Source organism: Paenibacillus sp. J22P169 (assembly GCF_059691995.1).
This window is the reverse complement of sequence record NZ_JCAUAO010000001.1, coordinates 1,806,441-1,826,279: the sequence shown is the minus strand read 5'-3', so window position 1 is coordinate 1,826,279 and position 19,839 is coordinate 1,806,441. Positions and strand designations below refer to the sequence as shown.

Genomic DNA, 19,839 nt, shown 5'->3' with positions numbered 1-19,839 from the left:
AAAAAGTGTTGACAGAATGAAACCGTATACATATAATAAAAGTACAGTATGGTTTCTCTCCACTCCTATCCGATAATCGCACCATAAGTGCAACCGCCGATTCGGCGGTTTTTTTTTTGTCTTTTTCGCTGTTGACATACATAAGTAATGAATGCAGGAGTACGTAGATAGTCACGCGGCACTAGAAATATGAACTTTATCCAACAATTTGTCGAATCTAGCAGGAATCTCGTGCTGGATCGAGAATATGTAATAGGCTAATTGTTTGTCTATTTTGGTATTCACATATTTTTTACAAATGTAACGCAACTTTTCACTCCAACCTAAGTAAAACAAGTATGAACAGTTGGAGTGGTACCCGGAATCGCGAGGAGGGTCGCCACGTAATGACCGATTCCCAATTGATCAGAGAAATCAAGGATGGAAATGTTCAGCTGTATAACGAGCTTATGCGTCGTTACGAGCGTAAAATCCTTGCATTTATTTATCACATGCTGAAGAGCACACAAATGGAAGCTATTGCGGAAGATTTGTGTAATGAAACTTTTTATAAAGCTTATCGCAGTTTGCATTCTTTCCGTGAGATTGAGGCATCTTTTTCTACGTGGTTATATACGATTGCCCGTAATACCGTATTGAGTGAACTGCGCAAAAATAAAAGTGTCCAAGTGTCATTGGAGCAAAGCGGTCTAACACCCCATGCTTCTTTTGATGCAATGCCAGAGCAGGCTATGTTGAGAAATGAGAAGGTGTCCATGGTTCGCGATGCGATCAATAGCTTGCCCGAAAAGCAAAGATCAGCTTTGATTTTACGTGAATATGATCAGATGGATTATCAAGAAATTGCCAACATTTTAGGTCAAACCGTCAGCTCGGTGAAATCGCTTCTATTTAGAGCGAGAGCATCAGTCAAGTTGCACTTGGATCCTTATTTCAGTGAACCGATATTCGAAGAATCGAAGGGATGACAAGCGATGAAGTGTAGTGAGATCCAGGAATTATTTGGCGTCTACTGGGATTTACCGAATGATGACCTGCGTCGTACAGCAGTGGATAAGCATTTAGAGACATGTGACTCCTGTAAAGAGGAATTTCAAATATGGGAAGAAAGCATGATTCTTATCCGAACTGCAGCAACAGAAGAAGAGCTTACGGACTTTGAGCCTATCGTTTCCACGAAAGTGATGAGCCGTATTTACGAGGATGAATCATGGCGGATTCCTGTTTCGGAACGTATGTATTCGATTTCCTATAAATTAAGACGTAATTTGACAGCTGTGATCGCGTTTTGTCTTGCTCTTTTTGTGTTTAGCTTTTTATTTGCGATCGTATACGATGGTTCCCCGCAGTCGACAATGGCTTCCGCGGACAATTCACTTTATGATCTAGAAGCGCCTCAAGCACTCAAATCAAGTGGGACTGAATCGTTGAATGGACATAAGCTGGGAGATGCAGTGGCCAGTCTGAATCCAAGCTTTATGGAACCATTACGCTTTCATGTTGGACCCATTCACTCGTATCCGCATTACTTATTAGTCGTATCGCTTCTTGGCTTGATTTCAACGATAATTATCATGAATTGGTTATCACGAACGAAAACATAGTGCTCCTTTTGGAGCATTTTGCATTTCTATCGCTGGAGGTAAGGAAATGACAACAATTGGATTCATACGCCATGGAAGCACGGAATGGAATCAGCTTGGTAAGCTGCAGGGGCAGCTGGATACAGATCTAACGGATGAAGGCAGAGAGCAAGCTCGGTTGCTTGGGCTGCGTTTAGCACATGAACAATGGGATGGCATTATCAGCAGTGATCTTAAACGAGCTAGTGAAACCGCACAGATCATCTCAGCTTTGTCTGGCATTCCATTTCTACGCACAGATAAGCGCTTGCGAGAGCGCAAGTATGGGCTTGTCGAAGGGACTACAGTGTCAGAACGCGAAGAGCGCTGGGGAGCCGATTGGAAGCTTCAGGATCTAGGTCAGGAGTCGGATAGCGAGCTATGGGCTAGATGGTTGGCGCTAGAGACGGAGATTTTGAACGATTACCCGAATAAGAAAGTGCTGCTCATCTCGCATGGTGGCTTCATTGTCCAGGTGCTGCGCGTTTTGAAGCTGAATCAAGAGGAATTTCTGCAAAATACCTCATTGACGCTGCTGTTGCGTCAGACAGATCAATGGGAGCTTCAGTTGTATAATTGTTTAATCCATTTGCAAACGACCTCGGAAACGAGCGTATAAAAGTAAACATGACTCGAAAAGAGTCATGTTTTTTTGTTTTACACGGAATATTTTCGGGAAAAAATCCCATAATGGTTACTAGAAACATCGGAGTAGAAAGCTCCGCCAGATGGGAGATGTAGGATGGAAATGAACCTAGCGGATATGCTCAGCTATGCCGATATCCATGATTTAGGCCGAATTGCACATACCTACGAGTGTGAGTGCAATGGTCATTCAAAGAATGAGTTGATTCAATCAATCCTGAGCACGGCCATGCGCAAAGATATATTCGAAAAACACATTCAAAGTCTTAGTTTGGAGAACATTCGATTCCTCAACTCCTTACTCTCCGATCCTCGCAATGCGTTCAGTATGGAGGAGCTTATCGCTAGAGTTCAACAGTCGCGATTTCAAAAGGAAGAGTCGTCGGATGGTTGGAATCCACGGGATATGATCCTTAAATTCAAGAAACTCGGTTGGTTGTTTAACGGGTACTCGCAGCAAACGAAATATCTCTTTCATGTTCCATCGGATTTAAAGCGAAGATTTAGGGATGTGCTGGCGAATCAATTCAAGCAAGCTTTGGTGAAAACAGAAGAGCCCACGGTCTATCGCGATGAGCAAGCACTTCTAGCCCACGACATATTTCATTTCTTAACCGCAGTAGCTCAGCAAGAAATGCCTTTAACAGCAGAAGGCTTTATGTACAAAAGACAGCTTGGGCAGATCCTCAGTATCTTATCCGTTCAAGAGGGTATGGTGCCCAAGGGGACATGGCGATTCGGCTATGGACGTATGTTTAAGGAATACCCGAATCGATTTTCACTTATCTACGACTATTGCTATTACCACCAATTCATCAGTGAACATGACCTCGTACTTCGAATAACAGAAGCAGGTAAGGCTCGTTTACTAGAGGGGAAGAAAGAAACGATAGCAGATGTGTACACGTTCTGGCTAAGACTTTACAAAACCCCAATTCCGAATATTCAAAGCATCTCAGTATGGTTGGATCGTCTGTGTGATCAATGGGTGACGATGGCTTCAATCGTTGATTTGTTTAGCCAATTGGTTAAACCATTTTACTATGATAGTTCAGAATCCATTGTTGAGCAGCGAATCGTACAAATGATGATGCACATGGGCTTGATCCGAATTGGTGAAGATCACACCTATGGTACGGTTATACAAGTTACCAAGCTTGGCTCCAGAGTTATTAGAGGAATTAGTATTGCAGAAGACGATAAAGTGGTGCTTATCTGAACTAGGTATTAACACATTCACATTCAAACGGGCTTTTGAATGAAGCGTTGAATTAGCGAGTGAATATGATGTGATAGGAGCATAACAACGGGTTGGCGTACACCAAAATGCAGACACATATTTTTGCGAAAATGAAGCTCCTGACAAACCGCGGACAACATTTGGAGGTAGGTCTCATGGGAAAAATGAATGTATCTAACGATGCGCTGCTGGCACTTTTCGCGGAAATGATTTGGGATAATGCCTTGCGCAAATATAGAGAAGAAAATCTTTATAAGGAGATTGATAGCGCCTTGGCTAAAGGGGATCAGACATCTTTTCTGGCGCTAACATCTGAACTAAGGATTTTACAATCACTAGGGTAACCATTAGCTGCGCATGAGCAAGTAAACTTGAAGACATGTGGATTCCAATCCCATGTCTTTTTGTCTGTGGTATTCGATACAGAAGGGACGAAAGAATACTTGATTGACAGTCAAGAGATGACGGATTAAAGTACAAGTTGAGCTTGCGCTACATAGCGAGTGTTGTTTTGGTAAATGATAGGGAGGCGCTATACCTTGAAGTTTAATGAGATTGCTTCACAAGAATGGACGGAATTGAAACCCTACTTGGATACGTGTCTTCTACCTGTGACCGGATTGACAGGATATGAAGATCCGATGCAAGTGACCACAGCGTTGGAGCAGCTCCGAGATGTCATGGAAATCATCGAGATTCCTTTCAAAGGCAGAGTCGTCACTTATCCAGCTCTTCATTACATAGCAGATACGGGAACAAATAAGCAAGTGAATGACATTGTACATCAATTGAAGAAATCCGGTTTTCGTTACATAATCGTACTCACCTTGCATACGGGAGCAATCGGTTGGAAGTCAGATGAAACTGATTTGTTGATTGTTGTCGATCAAGAGCAATGGGCGCATCAATCAGAAGCAATCAAATCAGGTATTTCCAAACAAGTACAGCAACTATGGTACCCAGTTGAGTAACTTTGGTCTTGTCGTGTATTAATGGAAAAAAAATGTGCAAGATAAGGGTAGTAATGGATGAATGAGGCTTTCAAAAAGTTGTGACAATTTCGTTAAAATTTGTCCAAAAGCGAAGATTTCAATCCAATAAAAGGAGTTATGAATTCTTGACGACCTAGTAGACGTAGGCTATTATTAGAAATGTCCTAGTTATGTAGTGTAATGTCGAACGACACGTGATAGAGGTAGCTGATGTCCGAGAGGGTTCGGACTTCGGCCAATGTAGGAGGGTAGACCTGAGAATGAGTGATCATAACAATCACAATGAAGAACAGCATGGGAAGAAACCCGGGACCAAACGCGAAATGTCTCGTCGACAATTTCTTTCTTATACCCTTGGTGGCGCTGGTGGATTCATGGGGGCCGGCATTATCATACCGATGATTCGGTTTGCCGTTGATCCTGTCCTTCAGCCTAAAGCAGCATCGGACTGGGTTAAAGTTGTCGAAGAAAGTAAAATTACGAATGTTCCACAAGCGTTTACGTTCCAAGTCCATCAGGTAGATGGCTGGTACGAAAGTGATGCTGAGCTGGTAGCATGGATCTCCAAAGACAGTAAAGGTGCTCTATTTGCGTTAAACCCGACATGTAAGCATCTTGGTTGTACGGTTAACTGGAACGATAACCCTGCTTACAAAGATCAGTATTTCTGTCCATGTCACGGTGCTCACTATACGCAAGACGGCAAGAACCTTGCTGTAGCACCTAAACCGCTAGACGAATACACAACAAAAGTAGAGAATGGTTTCGTGTATGTTGGACAACTGCATGCTAACACTAGAGTATAAGGGGGCGTCACGATCAGATGTTTAAAAACGTATACAACTGGATTGACGAACGTCTTGATATTACGCCTATGTGGAGGGATGTAGCGGATCACGAGGTGCCAGAACACGTTAACCCTGCTCATCATTTTTCCGCATTCGTCTATTGTTTTGGCGGATTGACGTTTTTCATCACAGTAATTCAAATTTTGTCAGGTATGTTCCTTACAATGTATTACACGCCTGATATTATCAATGCGTATGCAAGTGTTGATTACCTACAACATAAAGTAGCTTTCGGTGTTATCGTCAGAGGTATGCACCACTGGGGAGCTAGTTTAGTTATCGTAATGATGTTCTTACATACCCTGCGCGTGTTCTTCACAGGATCTTACAAAGCTCCACGTGAAATGAACTGGGTAGTAGGCATGCTCATTTTCTTCGTTATGTTAGGTCTTGGTTTTACGGGATACCTGCTTCCATGGGATAACAAAGCTTACTTTGCAACACAAGTAGGTATGAAAATTGCAGCATCGGTACCATTCGCTGGTCCGTACATCGAAACATTGCTGCAAGGCGGAAGCATTGTTGGTGCACAAACACTAACACGGTTCTTTGCTATTCATGTGTTCTTCCTGCCTGGCGTTCTGCTCGCTTTGCTTGCCGGACACTTCTTCATGATTCGCAAACAAGGTATTTCCGGACCGCTATAATTTAGGGAGGGGCGAATAGCGTGGCGCATGGTCATAAGTCTGATGAAAAAATCGTTTACGTAGGGGATTCCCGCGTAATTAAGAAAACGCAAGAACAACGACTCATTCCTAGAGATTACTCTGCTTACCCAGGTAAATCAGAAGCCTTCATTCCAAACTTCTTGTTGAAGGAATGGATGGTTGGTGTCGTTGTCTTGGTCGGTATGCTAGTTCTAGTTATGTCCGACCCAGCTCCGTTAGGTTATCCTGCGGATCCGAAGAACACAGCATTTATTCCGATGCCTGACTGGTATTTCTTGTTCATGTATCAATTGCTGAAATACCCTTACACATCGGGTGATTATGTTGTTCTTGGAGCGGTTGTAGTACCAGGTTTACTATTCGGCGGTTTATTGCTGGCTCCATTCTTGGATACAGGTAAAGAACGTCGCTTCTACAGAAGACCAATTGCTTCAAGCCTAATGATTTTATCTTTGATCGCTTGTACATACCTAACGTACACATCTTGGTCTCACTATCAAGTTGAGCTTAAAGAGAAAAATATCATTCCAGAGCACATCAAGCGTGAAGAAGAAATGCACGCAAACAAAGGTGGCTCAGCTGGTGAAGGCGCGAAGAAAGAAACGAAAAAAGCAGCAGCAATTGTTGCTGCGGATGATCCAGGAGCTGCGATTTATGCGAAAGCTACTTGCTTAGCATGTCATGGCGCACAGTTAAAAGGAATGCCAGCTTCTGGTGTACCTGCTTTGTTAGGTGTAGGCGATGGACACACGAAGGAAGACATTATGGGCATTATCAAAAATGGTAAAGGCAACATGCCTGCCATGTATAAGCCTAACATTGATAAAGGCTTAACAGATGCCGATATTGATAAATTAGCTGAATGGTTATCCAAACAAAAAACGCAATAAAAATGGAACCTGGTCGCGAAAGTGATCAGGTTTTTTTTGAAAAAATATAAAGGTCTACGTTTTAATTTTGATTTTTTAAGGAGGAGCCTACATGTCTGTTTCCTACTTATGGAGCAGAGACTTCTTACTTAGTAAGAAAATGCTATGGGTGCTATTCATCAGCAATTTGCTAGGCACCGTTTATGGCTATGAATGGTACTGGATACAGATGGTAGATACCATTGCAGAGAGTCCAGTATGGTATGTATTATTTGTACCGGATAGTCCGACAGCAAGTTTGTTTTTTACTTTATCTGTTGGTTACTTGATCTTGGATCAATCACGAGCGAAACCATCGACGAAGCTATCTAAGGCAATACGCGGCTTTATTGAAGCTTTCGGTCTTATTACTTCATTTAAGTATGGGATATGGGCGGTTACGATGATCTGGGCAGGAGCCTGGCAGGGAGCAGCGGTCGGATGGGATGGATGGATGTTAACAGCCTCACATTTGGCAATGGCTGTGGAAGCGCTGTTATTTGTGCGCTGGTTCTCTTTTCGCTTGCCTGCCATTGTCATCGTGGGAATCTGGACCTTCTGGAATGATTTCATGGATTATGAGAGAGGTGTCTTTCCAAGGTTACAGAGAGAGCTTCATCCTTATTTGAGTATAATTCAATTCTTCACAATTTGCTTAAGTATCATTGGAATTTGGATTGCGATTACCAGTTTAATGGTAAGGGAGAAAAGAATCCTGAAAGCAAACGTATAATGGTCTAAAGTGGGACGAACCTCCATATGATGATGGTGAAGGAGGGGATGTCCCATGTTTTTCGAGAGAACGATGAGAGGGATAGCGGTGACTTTCTTACTCGGCGTTGTTCTATGTTTACTTGCGGCTTGCGGAGCAAGCCAGCGTACAGTCGGACAAGCTAGTAAACCAATAGACCCAGCTCAAGTTGAGCGGATTTCGTTTTTAAATCAAATTGCTGAGGAAATGTACACATTAACGATGTCTGGACAAATTCCAGAGGCAAGGAATAAGTTAATTCAACTATCCGATCAAATTCCGAAGATTTCATTTGAAGGAATTACGTCCGTTGAGGGCTTAAATGCTTTGACAGAAACCGTCACTGGGGCAAAACGGGTATATAATGCAGCCAACTATTCGCCGGCAGAAGGGCAAATAGCCGTCGCTAAGATTCGTCTTGCTACTGATGCACTTTCCCATAAGAACCAGCCGATGTGGCTGCAATATTATAAGGTGCTGCAAAATGATAGTCAGTTGCTGAGCCAACAGGTGAAAGCGAATAAACAACAGGAAGCCATCGAGGAATTCGGTAAGCTATCACAGCATATTGCCATTATTCATCCTTCACTCATCATAAGCCGCGATGCTTCATCGGTTGAGAAGTTAGATTCTATTATCGTTTTCCTTCGAACTAATGTGAACGCGAAACCAATGCCAATTAAACAGACAGAAGGCGGTATTGTGAATCTGAATCAAGTGTTGGATGAGCTATTTATGAAACATAAAGATGCTCTGGCATACGTGCCCCTTACGGATCCGAATCAGCCTATCATTTGGTCGCTCAGTATGGGAGTCATTATTGTAGGTGTGTTATCCTATGTTGGTTGGCGCATGTACCAATCGGGACGACATATCGTTCCTGTCAAGCAAGCAAAGGAAAGTGAAAATAGATAATTACAAAAAAGTGGGTTAAGTAAGCTCAGTATGAGCTGCTTAACCCACTTTTTTACTTCGAGTGGTCATGGTCCTAATGCGTTTTAAATCCCTCACCAATAACTTCATGGACATCTCCAACAATAATGAAGGCACGTGGATCTACGGCGTGTATTAACTCTCGCAGCTGCCTGGTTTCATGACGGTAAACCACACAATAGACTACTTCCTTCGTGTTACCTGAATAGGCACCTCGCGCTGGGAAGAGCGTTACTCCACGATCTAACACCTGGGTAATGGATGCTGCTAAGTCACTCGGCTGATCTGTGATAATCGTAAATGCTTTCGCTGCATAAGCACCTTCTGAGATGTAATCAATAATCCGAGAAGTGACAAAAACGGCTACAAGGGAGTAGAGAACTTTTTCTTTTGGTAGATATAAGAATGAAGAGCCAATCACAACGACATCGATGATAAGGATGACTTGTCCGACACTCCAACCTCTTTTTTTATGACCAATCCGAGCCAAAATATCAGAACCACCCGTCGTACCGCCGAAACGGAACACAAGCCCGAGACCTGTTCCTAGCGTAATCCCTGCATAAAGTGTTGCTAGGAAATAATCCTGAGTGGTGTGAAAAGGGACTAACCAACCCATATGGATCAACCATTCCATCACCCAGAGAAAGAATGAAAGACAAATAACGCCGAAGATCGTATACAGCATGGGACCTTTGCCGAAATTTCGCCATCCTAGGTAAAATAAAGGGATATTAAATAGGAGCGTGGAGATGGATGGAGGGACATTTAGCACATATTTGAGCAACAGGGAGATCCCCGTTAACCCGCCTTCCATCAGTTCATTGGATATGACAAAATAATGTAATCCAAACGCATAAATAGCGGTTCCTATCAGAATTCCCAGCACATTGAGAAATTGATCAGCGAACCTTTCTTTGAAAATCATGTGAATTCCTCCATGCCTAATATACTTTCTGGTCTAACAAAAAATTTGTCAACTTTTCTCGTTTAGTTTAACATAAGGAGGATAACCTTTGTGAAGATGATGGAAAGAAGGATGCCAATGTCAGAACGTTCACTAAAAGACCTGCAACAAGAGGTTGATACTTATATTTCCCAGTTCAAAGAAGGATATTTCAGTCCTCTTTCTATGCTGGCAAGAATGTCGGAAGAAGTAGGCGAATTAGCCCGTGAGGTGAATCATTCTTACGGTGAAAAACCGAAAAAGAGTACAGAAGCGGACAATTCAATCGAGTTGGAGCTAGGTGATATTTTGTTCATCACGATCTGCTTTGCTAATTCACTTGGCATTGATTTGACCGAAGCGCATGACAAAATCATGCACAAGTTCAATACGCGCGATGCAGGGCGTTGGACTAAAATTAACACCGAAACGAATTGACCTTCATAAACTAAACCATCCCCACTAATCGGGAATACCGCTTATGGCAAAGGAGGATGGGCAGATGAATGGAGAAAATCAAATACAGAAAGCATACGAATCCATACTTGGGCATGATTTTGAAAAGGCCATTGAATGGTTTGAAAAAGCAATAGCTGAAGAACCAAACAATGCTGCCTATCACCACAAACTATCCATAACGTTCGCGAGGAGCAACAAACTCATCAAAGCGGTGGAACATGCGTCAAGAGCTATTGAATTAGACCCGACGAATGAGGCGTTTCGCTTTCACTTGCAAGTGTTAAATGCACGTGAGCTGGTTGAACAAGCCAGAAGGCAACTTGCTAATCAGTCGGCGCATGCGGAACGTGCTATTTTCCTGCTAAAAGAAGCGATTGTGCTTGATCCGCTAGCGATTGAAGCGTATCTTATTCTAGGAGAAGCCTTCGCCCTGCGAAAGGACTATACACGAGCTTATCAAACTGTCATGGAAGCAGTTCGGTTAGAGCCGCATCACGAGCTCGCCAAACAACATGCAGCGATGTACCAACTCAAGATGAAAACTGAGCTGGGCCCGAAACAAAGATAAAGGAGATCATTACAATATGGAGCGTAGAATACGAGTAGCAGTTATCGGTGCAAGTGGAAGAATGGGGCGGGAGGTCGTGAAGACCGTACTGCGTGAATCCGATATGGAGTTAGTTGCAGGGGTTAGCCGTACCTCCGGCCCAATTGATCTAGGGAAAATGGTTGGGCTGGATGAATGCGGAGTCTTGATGGGGAACGATATCGAGAAGGTGCTCATCGAATCGAAACCAGATGTTTTAGTTGATTTTACAGGACCGCAAACAGCGGTTTCACATACGAACCTTGCGATTCGCTTAGGAATTCGCCCTGTGATGGGGACGACGGGATTCACACCGCAGGCTATCGCTGATTTGGACATGCTATGCCGAGACAACAATATTGGCGGATTAATTGCACCGAATTTCTCTATTGGGGCTATTCTCATGATGAGATTTGCTGCACAGGCCTCCAAATACTTCCCGCATCTTGAAATTATCGAATACCATGGTGATCAGAAACTGGATGCACCTTCCGGCACAGCCGTGAAAACCGCAGAGCTTATTTCAGAAGTGCGTGAAGAAATTAAGCAAGGTAATCCGAAAGAAGAAGAAACAATTGAAGGTTCACGTGGTGGGTATTACAATGGATTCAGAATACATAGTGTACGTTTACCAGGTGTATTTGCCCAACAGGAAGTGATTATGGCTGAGCAGGGTCAAGCGCTTAAAATTCGACATGACTCTTACGATCGTGCTGCCTACATGCCAGGTGTAGCGATTGCAGTTCGTAAAGTTATGACCTATACAGGAATGATTTATGGATTTGAGCATTTTATAGATTAGAGACCCCTAGGAGAGTGGAAGTCAGATGTTAAGCATCGCACTTATTGCCCATGATCGAAAAAAAGATGAGATGGTGAATTTCGTTACTGCCTATGAGCATGTTTTCGAGGGTCACAAACTATATGCAACTGGCACGACAGGCACGCGAATCATGGCAAATACGAATTTAAATATTCATCGATTTATGTCAGGACCACTTGGTGGAGATCAGCAGATTGGTGCGTTGGTTGCAGAAAATGAAATGGATTTGATCATTTTCTTGCGTGATCCATTGATGGCTCAACCACATGAGCCTGATATTATCGCATTGCTTCGTTTGTGTGATGTGCAGGGGATTCCGTGTGCGACAAACATTGCGACAGCAGAGCTGCTAGTAAGAGCGTTGGACCGCGGAGATTTTGCGTGGAGAGAACTCGTACATAAATATAAGCCAGGTATTGAGTAATATGAGTGAACAATTGGATATTCTCATATTTGGTGCCCATGCAGATGATGCTGAGATTGGGATGGGTGCAACGATTGCTAAGCATACGCAACGTGGACTTCGAGTTGGCCTTTGTGAACTGACCTATGCCGAAATGTCTTCGAATGGTACGGTTGAAATTAGGCTCGAAGAAGCAGCAGAAGCTGCGAAAATACTAGGCGTAACAGCCCGTACGAATCTTGGATTACCAGATCGCGGTTTGTTCGTAACTGCATCCAACATTGAACGCATTACACAAGAAATCAGAAAGTTTCGTCCAAGAATCGTGTTCGCGCCGTATTGGCAAGATCGTCATCCCGATCATATTGCGTGTTCCATGCTAGTTCAGGAAGCTGTTTTTAATGCGAAACTTCGCAAATATTTACCTGATACAGAAGCTGTGAACGTGGAACAACTATTGTTCTATTTTATTAATGATGTTTACGAAGCAAATGCAATTGTAGATGTCACAGATACATACGATAAAAAAATGGCCGCATTGCATGCGTACCAGTCACAATTTGTGACGGGTTCGAACACGGTTGCGACGCCACTCAATCAAGGTTATGTCGAACGCGTTGAAGCTCGTGATCGACTCATGGGTCAAAGACGTCAATTCACGTACGCGGAAGGGTTCGTTTCCAAACTCCCCTTGGTGATAGAACATTTTGATTGATCGGAAAGAGGTGTGAGAGATGAAAGACAAGTTAAAGATTGGTATTACCTGTTATCCAACTTTGGGTGGATCAGGGGTTGTTGCGACTGAATTAGGCAAATTGTTAGCTGAAAAAGGGCATGAAGTTCACTTTATTACACATAGCATGCCGTTTCGTTTAGGCAAATTTCATAAAAATATTTATTATCATGAAGTGGAAGTTAGTCAATATTACGTCTTCCGCTATCCGCCCTATGATCTTTCACTTGCGAGTAAATTAGCTCAAGTTGCGAAAATGGAGGAGCTTGATTTATTGCATGTGCATTATGCGATCCCACATGCCGTGTGTGCATTGCTCGCCAAGCAAATGGTTGGTACGAATCTCAAGGTTGTTACGACGCTGCACGGAACAGATATTACGGTATTAGGACAAGATCAATCGATATCGGATCTCATTCGTTATGCCATTAATGAAAGTGATGCCGTAACAGCTGTATCCAAAGATCTGATCAAAGAAACACGAGAATTGCTAGCCATTGATCGTGATATTGATCTGACTTATAACTTTGTAGATAAACGGGTTTACTACCCGCGAGATATATCGAAGCTAAGAGGCGAATTCGCACGACCGGATGAGAAAATTCTTATCCATATTTCCAATTTCAGACCGGTGAAACGCGTGCAGGATGTTGTGGATATTTTCGCCAAAGTTAGTAAGGAAGTACCGTCTCGTCTATTATTTGTTGGGGAAGGGCCGGATCTTTCGAAAATGATTTCGAAGGTGAAGGAGCTCGGGCTCTCGGATAAAGTTACGTTCTGCGGTAAACAGGATGATGTGGCTCAAGTTATTTCTCTTGCAGACGTCATGCTGCTTCCTTCGGAGAAAGAAAGCTTCGGACTTGTCGCACTAGAAGCAATGGCATGTGGTGTGCCAACCATTGGATCCAATGCTGGTGGTATTCCTGAGCTGATTACCCATGGTGAAACTGGATTTTTGGCTGAAGTCGGAGATACGGCTCAAATGGCTGCATACGCGATTAATCTGCTGAAAAATCAAGTGATGTACGAACAAATGGCGCAAAACTGTTTGAATCGCGCGCGGTATACGTTTTGCAACGATATTACGACGGTTCAATATGAAGAAATTTATTATCGCGTGCTAGGGAGAGAACTCCCTGAATCACATCGCATTTCAGCATCTTCTTGTCAGTAATGCTGCTAACCAGATAGGAGAATTAACTTGGTTGTAAGTAAGGGAATGAATGATCCAGGTGCTTCGGAGGTATTGTCGACGCTAGTGGAGGCTGGATTTGAGGCCTATTTGGTCGGTGGCTGTGTGAGAGACGCTGTTCTTGGACGGCCAATCAAAGATATTGATATCGCCACTTCTGCACTGCCAGAGCAGGTTATTCAGATATTCCAGCGTACAGTGCCAACGGGTCTTCAGCATGGAACCGTTACAGTGCTAATCGCGCAGGGAACCTATGAGGTAACCACCTTTCGTAAAGAGGCAGCCTACGAAGGCTTTCGGCGACCGGCCTCTGTCGCATTTATTTCAGATTTAACCGAGGATTTGCAACGAAGGGATTTCACGATGAACGCGATGGCACTGGATCGGGCTGGCGTTCTGCAGGATCCTTTTGGCGGCCAGGCGGATCTGGCCGCGGGTGTCCTCCGCTGCGTCGGTGCACCGGAGGAACGATTCGGCGAAGATGCGCTGCGCATGCTTCGCTGTATTCGTTTCGCCTCGAGCTACGGTCTAGAGATCGAGGAGAGCACTTGGCAAGCGCTGCTGGCGAAGGCGCCTTTGCTGCGCCACATCGCGATGGAGCGCGTGCGCAGCGAGCTGCAGCGCATGGTTGAGGGCCCAGCCCCTGCAAGGGCTGTGCGATTACTGCTGGCGAGCGGCCTCCTGGCCTACCTCAAAAAGCAGCTGCTGCTGCCTTTTGAGGCTTGGCTCGCCTGGGACGACGCGCTGGACGCTGTCAGCGCGCTGGAGGAGCAGCATGACCGCTGGGCCATGCTGCTGATGCTCCTGGAGGTGCCAGCGGACATTGTCCGCGCTGCGCTCCAGGAGCTGACCTTCTCCCGCGCCGACAGCGCTGCGGTCGCGGGCGTACTTGCCCTGCGCGACGATGTCGCCGCGCAGGCCGGGGTGGATGACCCGGCTCCGCTGGAGCGGGTCTGGAAGCTTTGCGCGGTGCGCCGCGGCGAAGCCGCAGCCCGCGCGTTCCTGCGGCTGCTGCGCGAGCTGCCGCAGGTGGTAGGGAAGCGCGGCGAATTGGCGCGCTTCTTGGATGCCACTGCGCCGGAGCTGCTGCGGCTCGGGGAGGCTTGGCTGAAGGAGGTTCCCTGCTTCAGCCTGAAGGAACTTGCCATATCCGGCCAGGATGTGGAGGCGGCACTTGAGAAGCAGCCGGGCCCATGGATGGGCGTGCTGCTGCAGGATCTGCTTGAGCGTGCCGCGCTCGGGGAAATCCCGAATGAGCGCGAGGCACTTATTCATGCCGCGCAGGCTGCGAAGTAGCAGCGCTGTGCGGTTTTTCTTTTCTACACTTGATGTAACGTTTTTACTAAATAGCTGGAAAAACTACATCTATTTCTTTACATTTTCGTAATGAAACGAAATTAACTGGAAAAACTCCAGTTAAAATTTCCGGATATGGCGAAAATGAACGTAAAGGGTTGAAATTAACGACATAAAATCCAGTTATACTGATAAATATCGGTGTTTCCTTCAAATTAGCTGTATAAAATACAGTTAATCTGCAGTCGACTCACACGGTGCGAGGTTGGTGTCTGCAGTCGACTCGCGTTGACGCGAGTGTTGGTGTCTGCAGTCGACTCGCGTTGACGCGAGTGTTGGTGTCTGCAGTCGACTCGCGTGGTGCGAGTGTTGGTGTCTGCAGTCGACTCGCGTGGTGCGAGTGTTGGTGTCTGCAGTCGACTCGCGCGGTGCGAGTGTTGGTGTCTGCAGTCGACTCGCGTGGTGCGAGTGTTGGTGTCTGCAGTCGACTCGCGCGGTGCGAGGTTGGTGTCTGCAGTCGACTCGCGTTGACGCGAGTGTTGGTGTCTGCAGTCGACTCGCATGGTGCGAGTGTTAGTGTCTGCAGTCGACTCGCATGGCGCGAGTGTTGCTGTCTGCAGTTGTTTCCACTAAAAGTGAGTGCTGTTCCATCTAGACCACTATGAGATTGCGAGTGAAATCGTATGAATGAACGAATTTTAGAGCTTTTTGAGCAAGCAACGGAAACGTATGTATCTGGGGCGGAAATCAGTCGACGGCTGGGTGTGAGCCGAACGGCAATTTGGAAGCACATTGAGGAACTTCGTGCGAAGGGCTATGAGTTCGAAGCAGCCTCACGCAAAGGGTACCGTCTGATTAGTAAGCCAGCGAAGTGGCAGGTCAGCGAGTTAATGAGCGGGATGAAAACGAAGGTGCTTGGCCAAAAAGTACATATTTATGATGAGGTCGACTCGACCCAAACGATTGCGCATAAGCTAGTCGCTTCAGGAGCGCCTGAGGGCACGATTGTGCTTGCGGAAAGGCAGACGGCAGGGAGAGGCCGAATGGGGCGCAGCTGGTATTCTCCTTCGGGTAAGGGGATCTGGATGAGTCTCATTTTGACTCCGCGTATTCCTGTCTACTTCATGCCTCAGCTAACCCTGCTTAGTGCCGTTGCACTTTGTCGTGCCATTCAGAAAGTATGCCAAGTTGAGATTGGCATTAAATGGCCCAATGATCTTCTGATTCATGGGAAGAAGGTTAGCGGGATTTTGCTGGAAAGCAGTGGCGAAGATGAGCGCCTGAAGTATGTTATTGCAGGCATTGGCATCAGTGTGAATTTGTCTGTAGAGGATTATCCGGAAGAACTACGGTCGATCGCAACTTCTTTAGCGATTGAATCCGGCAGAGAGGTTTCACGCGAGAGCTTGGTACAAGCTTTTCTTTTGGAATTTGAGGACATGTATGCTCTTTATTTGGAGAAGGGCTTTGCCCCAATTCGTTTACTTTGGGAGGCTTTAAGTGTCACTCTGAAGAGACCGATACGGACATCAACGCCAACAGGTTTTATTGAGGGTATCGCAGATTCCTTGGATGATACAGGGGCTTTGACGGTTATTTCCCCCAATGGCGAGCGGATAAAAATTTACTCCGGTGACATTGAGCTTAAGTAGTGGGAGATATAGGGTATCCTCCAGGAGCAAGCTTTGGTATAATAGAAGCATAAGGCGGTATCCTTATAGGAACTGCACTTGTAAGTTGATCATGTAGTTGATCTAGGATAACCTATGAAACAAGATGTTGGATTCTGCTCTGAGCCTTACAGGACCGAGACAGAGGGATCATTGATTCTTTCTGCATGCGTTCCTTTTAGCTCTTAGCTAAAAGGTTTTTTATTTTATATGAGGAAGCTGGGATGATTGTGGAACAACGTAAGGCGCTAACGACAGCAAGAATGAGAAAAATGAAGCAAGACGGCGTACCGATTACGATGGTAACGGCCTACGACTATCCCTCAGCACGGTTGTCAGAAGAAGCGGGTATTGATGTCATTCTAGTAGGAGACTCACTTGGGAATGTCGTGCTAGGCTATGACTCCACGTTACCTGTTACCTTGGATGACATGGTATATCACTCTCGTGCTGCTGTGCGCGGTGCCGCGAATACGTTTGTCGTCGCCGATATGCCATTCTTAACGTACCACGGCAGCATAGACGCTACCTTGCAAGGTGTCGGACGATTAATGCGTGAAGGCGGAGCTAAGGCGGTTAAATTGGAAGGCGGCGCAGAAATAGCAGCTACTGTCAAAGCGATTACAGATGCTGGTGTGCCTGTTGTTGGCCATTTGGGACTAACCCCGCAGTCGGTTCACCAATTGGGTGGCTTCCGTGTCCAAGGGCGCAGCTCAGAGCAAGCGAAGAAGCTTCTGAGTGATGCCAAGGCGATTGAGGAGGCTGGAGCCTTTGCGGTTGTTCTGGAGCTTGTGACCGATGAATTGGCCGCTTGGATCACGAAACAGCTGTCGATCCCTACGATTGGCATAGGGTCTGGTGTACATTGTGACGGGCAAGTCCTTGTGTACCATGATTTGCTACAGTATGGTTCTGACAGTGCTCCCAGAAAGTTTGTTAAAGCCTATGCAAATATAGGGGAAACTATCCGTGCGGGTATTGGTGAATATGTGAAAGAAGTGAAGGCGCGGACGTTCCCGGCGCAGGAAAATACATTTCATATGGACAACGATGTTGTTCAATATCTATACGGCGATAAGGAGTGATTGGTCATGGAAGCGGTCCACACAATGGAAGTGGTTCAGACAATTGCCGATTTAAGAGCCCGAATTAAGGCATATCGTCGCAAGAACGATCAATCGGTTGGTTTTGTGCCAACGATGGGCTTTTTACATGAGGGTCACGCTAGCTTGCTGAACAAGGCACGTTCTCAAAGTGGTTTAGTTGTGTTAAGTATTTTTGTGAATCCGTTGCAGTTTGGTCCTGGCGAAGACTTCGAACGTTATCCGCGCAATGCGGAACAAGATCTGGCGGTAGCTGAGGCGGCCGGTGTGGATATTGTCTTCATGCCATCTGTTGCGGAGATGTACCCAACACCGACACGTACCACCGTCAGTGTTTCGGATGTTACGACGAGACTATGCGGAGCTTCACGGCCAGGTCATTTTGATGGTGTAGCTACGGTTGTAAGTAAGCTGTTTCATATGGTTCAGCCGGATCAAGCCTTTTTTGGCTTGAAGGATGCCCAACAAGTTGCTGTCATTGAGCAGATGGTTCTGGATTTGAATATACCCGTTGAAATCGTGCCTTGCCCAACCTTGCGTGAAAAGGACGGCTTGGCGATGAGCTCACGCAATGTGTATCTATCAGCAGAGGAGCGTCAGCAGGCGCTGGTATTGTCACAGTCCTTACAACAAGCGAAGGAATTTATTCTAAGCAATTCAACAGCCTCATTTACGTCACAAGAGCTAGAAACCTTAGTCCGTAATCATATTCTAACGGCGCCCTTAGCCGTTATCGACTATGTTGAAGTCCTGTCTTACCCAACTTTAGAGCCATTTGAACATAGCCATTCTATTTCTACTCTTATTATTGCTTTGGCTGTTAAATTTGGGAAAACACGTTTAATAGATAATCTTATTCTACAAGTCAGGAAGTGACGTCTTATGTTTCGCACAATGATGAAAGCGAAGATTCACCGCGCCACAGTTACAGAGGCGAATTTAAACTATATCGGAAGTATCACAATAGACGAAGATTTAATTGATCTTGTGGATATGCTGCCAAATGAGAAAGTGCAAATCGTGAATAACAACAATGGTGCACGCCTTGAAACGTACATTATTCCAGGGCCGCGCGGCACGGGTGTCGTTTGTTTGAATGGCGCTGCAGCGAGGCTGGTCCAAACGGGGGATACCATTATTATCGTTTCATATGCCATGATGAGTGACGAAGAGGCGAAGAAGCATCATCCTACGATTGCAATTATGGGAGCGAACAACACGGTTGCCCAACTGCTCAAGGAAGAAGAGCATTCAACCGTTCTATAAGATATTAGGCAGAACCACTTGCATGCATGAAATCGTCTTAGTTTACAAAGAATGAGGGTAAGCTTTCGAAGCAAAGGTGGGGATGCCAAATGTTTAAGCATTTATTTTCCACAATGAATGAGGTTTTGGAAGAAATCCAAAAGGAATATCCGAACAGCGATGTGGAGAAAAAGGCAGAGCTTGACGAACAACTGCAAGTGTTGAAGACGATGAGTGATGAATTCATTGAGGCGTGGCTGCTATTTGAGGAGAAGCTGGGAAAGTTTTATGGGGCGGTACCGATCAGTACCAAAACCTTACATGATGAGCTGATGGAGCTTGATGTGTCTGGAAAGCAAACCGAAGAATTCATGCGTGGGCAAGGGTACTATAAGCTGTACATGTATGATCAAGCGATCAAAGAATTCGAGGTGCTGATCCAAAGACAGCCGGATTTTTTGCTAGCAAGGGTGTATTTAGCGATGGGGCATTTGCGAAAAGGGGAGTTTGGGGATGCCTATCAGCACTTCAAATTCCTGCTTCCACTGACGGAAAATTCAAAGATGAAAGCTATATCTTATAACGCAATGGGCTGTATTCAAGTGCAGAATCAGAACTTAGAGAAGGCTTTCGAATATTTTCAAAAAGCCTATCATACCGACCCCTCTTGTATGGAGCCACTAATCAATCTTGATGAGTCCTAACCCGAAACGGTAAAACAAGGTATTCCCTTTTCCTAATCAGATTTGGTATGCTAGGAGAAGTGTAGGACGAAG

At 45.3% G+C, this 19,839-nt stretch carries 25 protein-coding genes; 24 read left to right on the top strand and 1 reads right to left on the bottom strand.

The features are described 5' to 3' along the window. The first annotated feature begins 386 nt into the window (after positions 1–386). From AC58QG_RS08570 to AC58QG_RS08520, 11 genes are all read left to right on the top strand, one after another. Complete coding sequence (locus AC58QG_RS08570) at positions 387–968, top strand: RNA polymerase sigma factor (protein WP_310223509.1); 582 nt, start codon at positions 387–389, stop codon at positions 966–968. A gap of 6 nt (positions 969–974) precedes the next feature. Beyond that, positions 975–1,604 carry an anti-sigma factor family protein gene (locus tag AC58QG_RS08565; RefSeq protein WP_497361653.1) on the top strand — a complete coding sequence of 210 codons (630 nt, stop codon included), beginning with the start codon at positions 975–977 and terminating at the stop codon, positions 1,602–1,604. 46 nt (positions 1,605–1,650) lie between these two features. Further along, complete coding sequence (locus tag AC58QG_RS08560) at positions 1,651–2,241, top strand: histidine phosphatase family protein (protein ID WP_497361652.1); 591 nt, start codon at positions 1,651–1,653, stop codon at positions 2,239–2,241. A 123-nt stretch (positions 2,242–2,364) separates the two neighbouring features. Then, positions 2,365–3,486 (top strand): hypothetical protein, encoded by a 1,122-nt coding sequence (locus AC58QG_RS08555; protein WP_497361651.1) that lies wholly within the window; start codon positions 2,365–2,367, stop codon positions 3,484–3,486. Between the two features lie 176 nt (positions 3,487–3,662). After that, positions 3,663–3,851 carry an IDEAL domain-containing protein gene (locus AC58QG_RS08550; RefSeq protein WP_056616951.1) on the top strand — a complete coding sequence of 63 codons (189 nt, stop codon included), beginning with the start codon at positions 3,663–3,665 and terminating at the stop codon, positions 3,849–3,851. A 195-nt stretch (positions 3,852–4,046) separates the two neighbouring features. Further along, a complete protein-coding gene (locus AC58QG_RS08545) occupies positions 4,047–4,478 on the top strand; it encodes a DUF2487 family protein (protein ID WP_497361650.1) in 432 nt (143 codons plus the stop codon). A gap of 281 nt (positions 4,479–4,759) precedes the next feature. Beyond that, positions 4,760–5,305 (top strand): Rieske (2Fe-2S) protein, encoded by a 546-nt coding sequence (locus AC58QG_RS08540; protein WP_056614289.1) that lies wholly within the window; start codon positions 4,760–4,762, stop codon positions 5,303–5,305. A gap of 17 nt (positions 5,306–5,322) precedes the next feature. Further along, a complete protein-coding gene (qcrB, locus tag AC58QG_RS08535) occupies positions 5,323–5,994 on the top strand; it encodes a menaquinol-cytochrome c reductase cytochrome b subunit (RefSeq protein ID WP_028554311.1) in 672 nt (223 codons plus the stop codon). A gap of 20 nt (positions 5,995–6,014) precedes the next feature. Beyond that, on the top strand, positions 6,015–6,905 hold the full coding sequence (locus AC58QG_RS08530) for a c-type cytochrome (RefSeq protein ID WP_497361649.1): 891 nt from the start codon (positions 6,015–6,017) through the stop codon (positions 6,903–6,905). Positions 6,906–6,996: 91 nt separating this feature from the next. Beyond that, the gene (locus AC58QG_RS08525) at positions 6,997–7,656 is read left to right on the top strand and encodes a DUF1405 domain-containing protein (RefSeq protein WP_497361648.1); all 660 of its coding nucleotides are present in this window, start codon (positions 6,997–6,999) and stop codon (positions 7,654–7,656) included. Positions 7,657–7,710: 54 nt separating this feature from the next. Continuing rightward, a complete protein-coding gene (locus AC58QG_RS08520; RefSeq protein WP_497361647.1) occupies positions 7,711–8,589 on the top strand; it encodes a sporulation protein YpjB in 879 nt (292 codons plus the stop codon). A gap of 73 nt (positions 8,590–8,662) precedes the next feature. On the opposite strand, the gene AC58QG_RS08515 is transcribed toward AC58QG_RS08520, so the two are convergent. Next, positions 8,663–9,535: a YitT family protein gene (locus tag AC58QG_RS08515; protein ID WP_497361646.1), complete on the bottom strand. Its 873-nt coding sequence runs from the start codon at positions 9,533–9,535 to the stop codon at positions 8,663–8,665. Between the two features lie 117 nt (positions 9,536–9,652). Between AC58QG_RS08515 and AC58QG_RS08510 the strand changes: the two genes are divergently transcribed. From AC58QG_RS08510 to AC58QG_RS08450, 13 genes are all read left to right on the top strand, one after another. Further along, complete coding sequence (locus AC58QG_RS08510; protein WP_497362812.1) at positions 9,653–9,991, top strand: nucleotide pyrophosphohydrolase; 339 nt, start codon at positions 9,653–9,655, stop codon at positions 9,989–9,991. A gap of 64 nt (positions 9,992–10,055) precedes the next feature. After that, positions 10,056–10,580 (top strand): tetratricopeptide repeat protein, encoded by a 525-nt coding sequence (locus tag AC58QG_RS08505; protein WP_497361645.1) that lies wholly within the window; start codon positions 10,056–10,058, stop codon positions 10,578–10,580. Positions 10,581–10,596: 16 nt separating this feature from the next. Beyond that, the gene (gene dapB, locus AC58QG_RS08500) at positions 10,597–11,400 is read left to right on the top strand and encodes a 4-hydroxy-tetrahydrodipicolinate reductase (RefSeq protein WP_497361644.1); all 804 of its coding nucleotides are present in this window, start codon (positions 10,597–10,599) and stop codon (positions 11,398–11,400) included. 25 nt (positions 11,401–11,425) lie between these two features. Then, positions 11,426–11,845 (top strand): methylglyoxal synthase, encoded by a 420-nt coding sequence (locus AC58QG_RS08495; RefSeq protein WP_436237090.1) that lies wholly within the window; start codon positions 11,426–11,428, stop codon positions 11,843–11,845. Position 11,846: 1 nt separating this feature from the next. Beyond that, positions 11,847–12,539, top strand: coding sequence for a bacillithiol biosynthesis deacetylase BshB1 (gene bshB1, locus AC58QG_RS08490; protein WP_497361643.1), 693 nt, complete (start codon positions 11,847–11,849; stop codon positions 12,537–12,539). 19 nt (positions 12,540–12,558) lie between these two features. Beyond that, on the top strand, positions 12,559–13,731 hold the full coding sequence (bshA, locus tag AC58QG_RS08485) for an N-acetyl-alpha-D-glucosaminyl L-malate synthase BshA (protein ID WP_497361642.1): 1,173 nt from the start codon (positions 12,559–12,561) through the stop codon (positions 13,729–13,731). Between the two features lie 27 nt (positions 13,732–13,758). Beyond that, entirely contained in the window at positions 13,759–15,045 is a 1,287-nt protein-coding gene (locus tag AC58QG_RS08480; protein WP_497361641.1) for a CCA tRNA nucleotidyltransferase, read from the top strand. A gap of 257 nt (positions 15,046–15,302) precedes the next feature. Then, positions 15,303–15,710 (top strand): hypothetical protein, encoded by a 408-nt coding sequence (locus AC58QG_RS08475; RefSeq protein WP_497361640.1) that lies wholly within the window; start codon positions 15,303–15,305, stop codon positions 15,708–15,710. A gap of 18 nt (positions 15,711–15,728) precedes the next feature. Then, positions 15,729–16,697, top strand: a complete 969-nt coding sequence (locus AC58QG_RS08470) for a biotin--[acetyl-CoA-carboxylase] ligase (RefSeq protein WP_497361639.1) — start codon at positions 15,729–15,731, stop codon at positions 16,695–16,697. A 248-nt stretch (positions 16,698–16,945) separates the two neighbouring features. Then, the gene (panB, locus tag AC58QG_RS08465) at positions 16,946–17,800 is read left to right on the top strand and encodes a 3-methyl-2-oxobutanoate hydroxymethyltransferase (protein WP_497362811.1); all 855 of its coding nucleotides are present in this window, start codon (positions 16,946–16,948) and stop codon (positions 17,798–17,800) included. Between the two features lie 24 nt (positions 17,801–17,824). Next, complete coding sequence (gene panC, locus AC58QG_RS08460; RefSeq protein ID WP_497362810.1) at positions 17,825–18,694, top strand: pantoate--beta-alanine ligase; 870 nt, start codon at positions 17,825–17,827, stop codon at positions 18,692–18,694. 6 nt (positions 18,695–18,700) lie between these two features. Then, positions 18,701–19,084 (top strand): aspartate 1-decarboxylase, encoded by a 384-nt coding sequence (panD, locus tag AC58QG_RS08455; RefSeq protein WP_056614256.1) that lies wholly within the window; start codon positions 18,701–18,703, stop codon positions 19,082–19,084. An 89-nt stretch (positions 19,085–19,173) separates the two neighbouring features. Beyond that, the gene (locus AC58QG_RS08450; protein ID WP_497361638.1) at positions 19,174–19,767 is read left to right on the top strand and encodes a tetratricopeptide repeat protein; all 594 of its coding nucleotides are present in this window, start codon (positions 19,174–19,176) and stop codon (positions 19,765–19,767) included. The last annotated feature ends 72 nt before the right edge of the window (positions 19,768–19,839 follow it).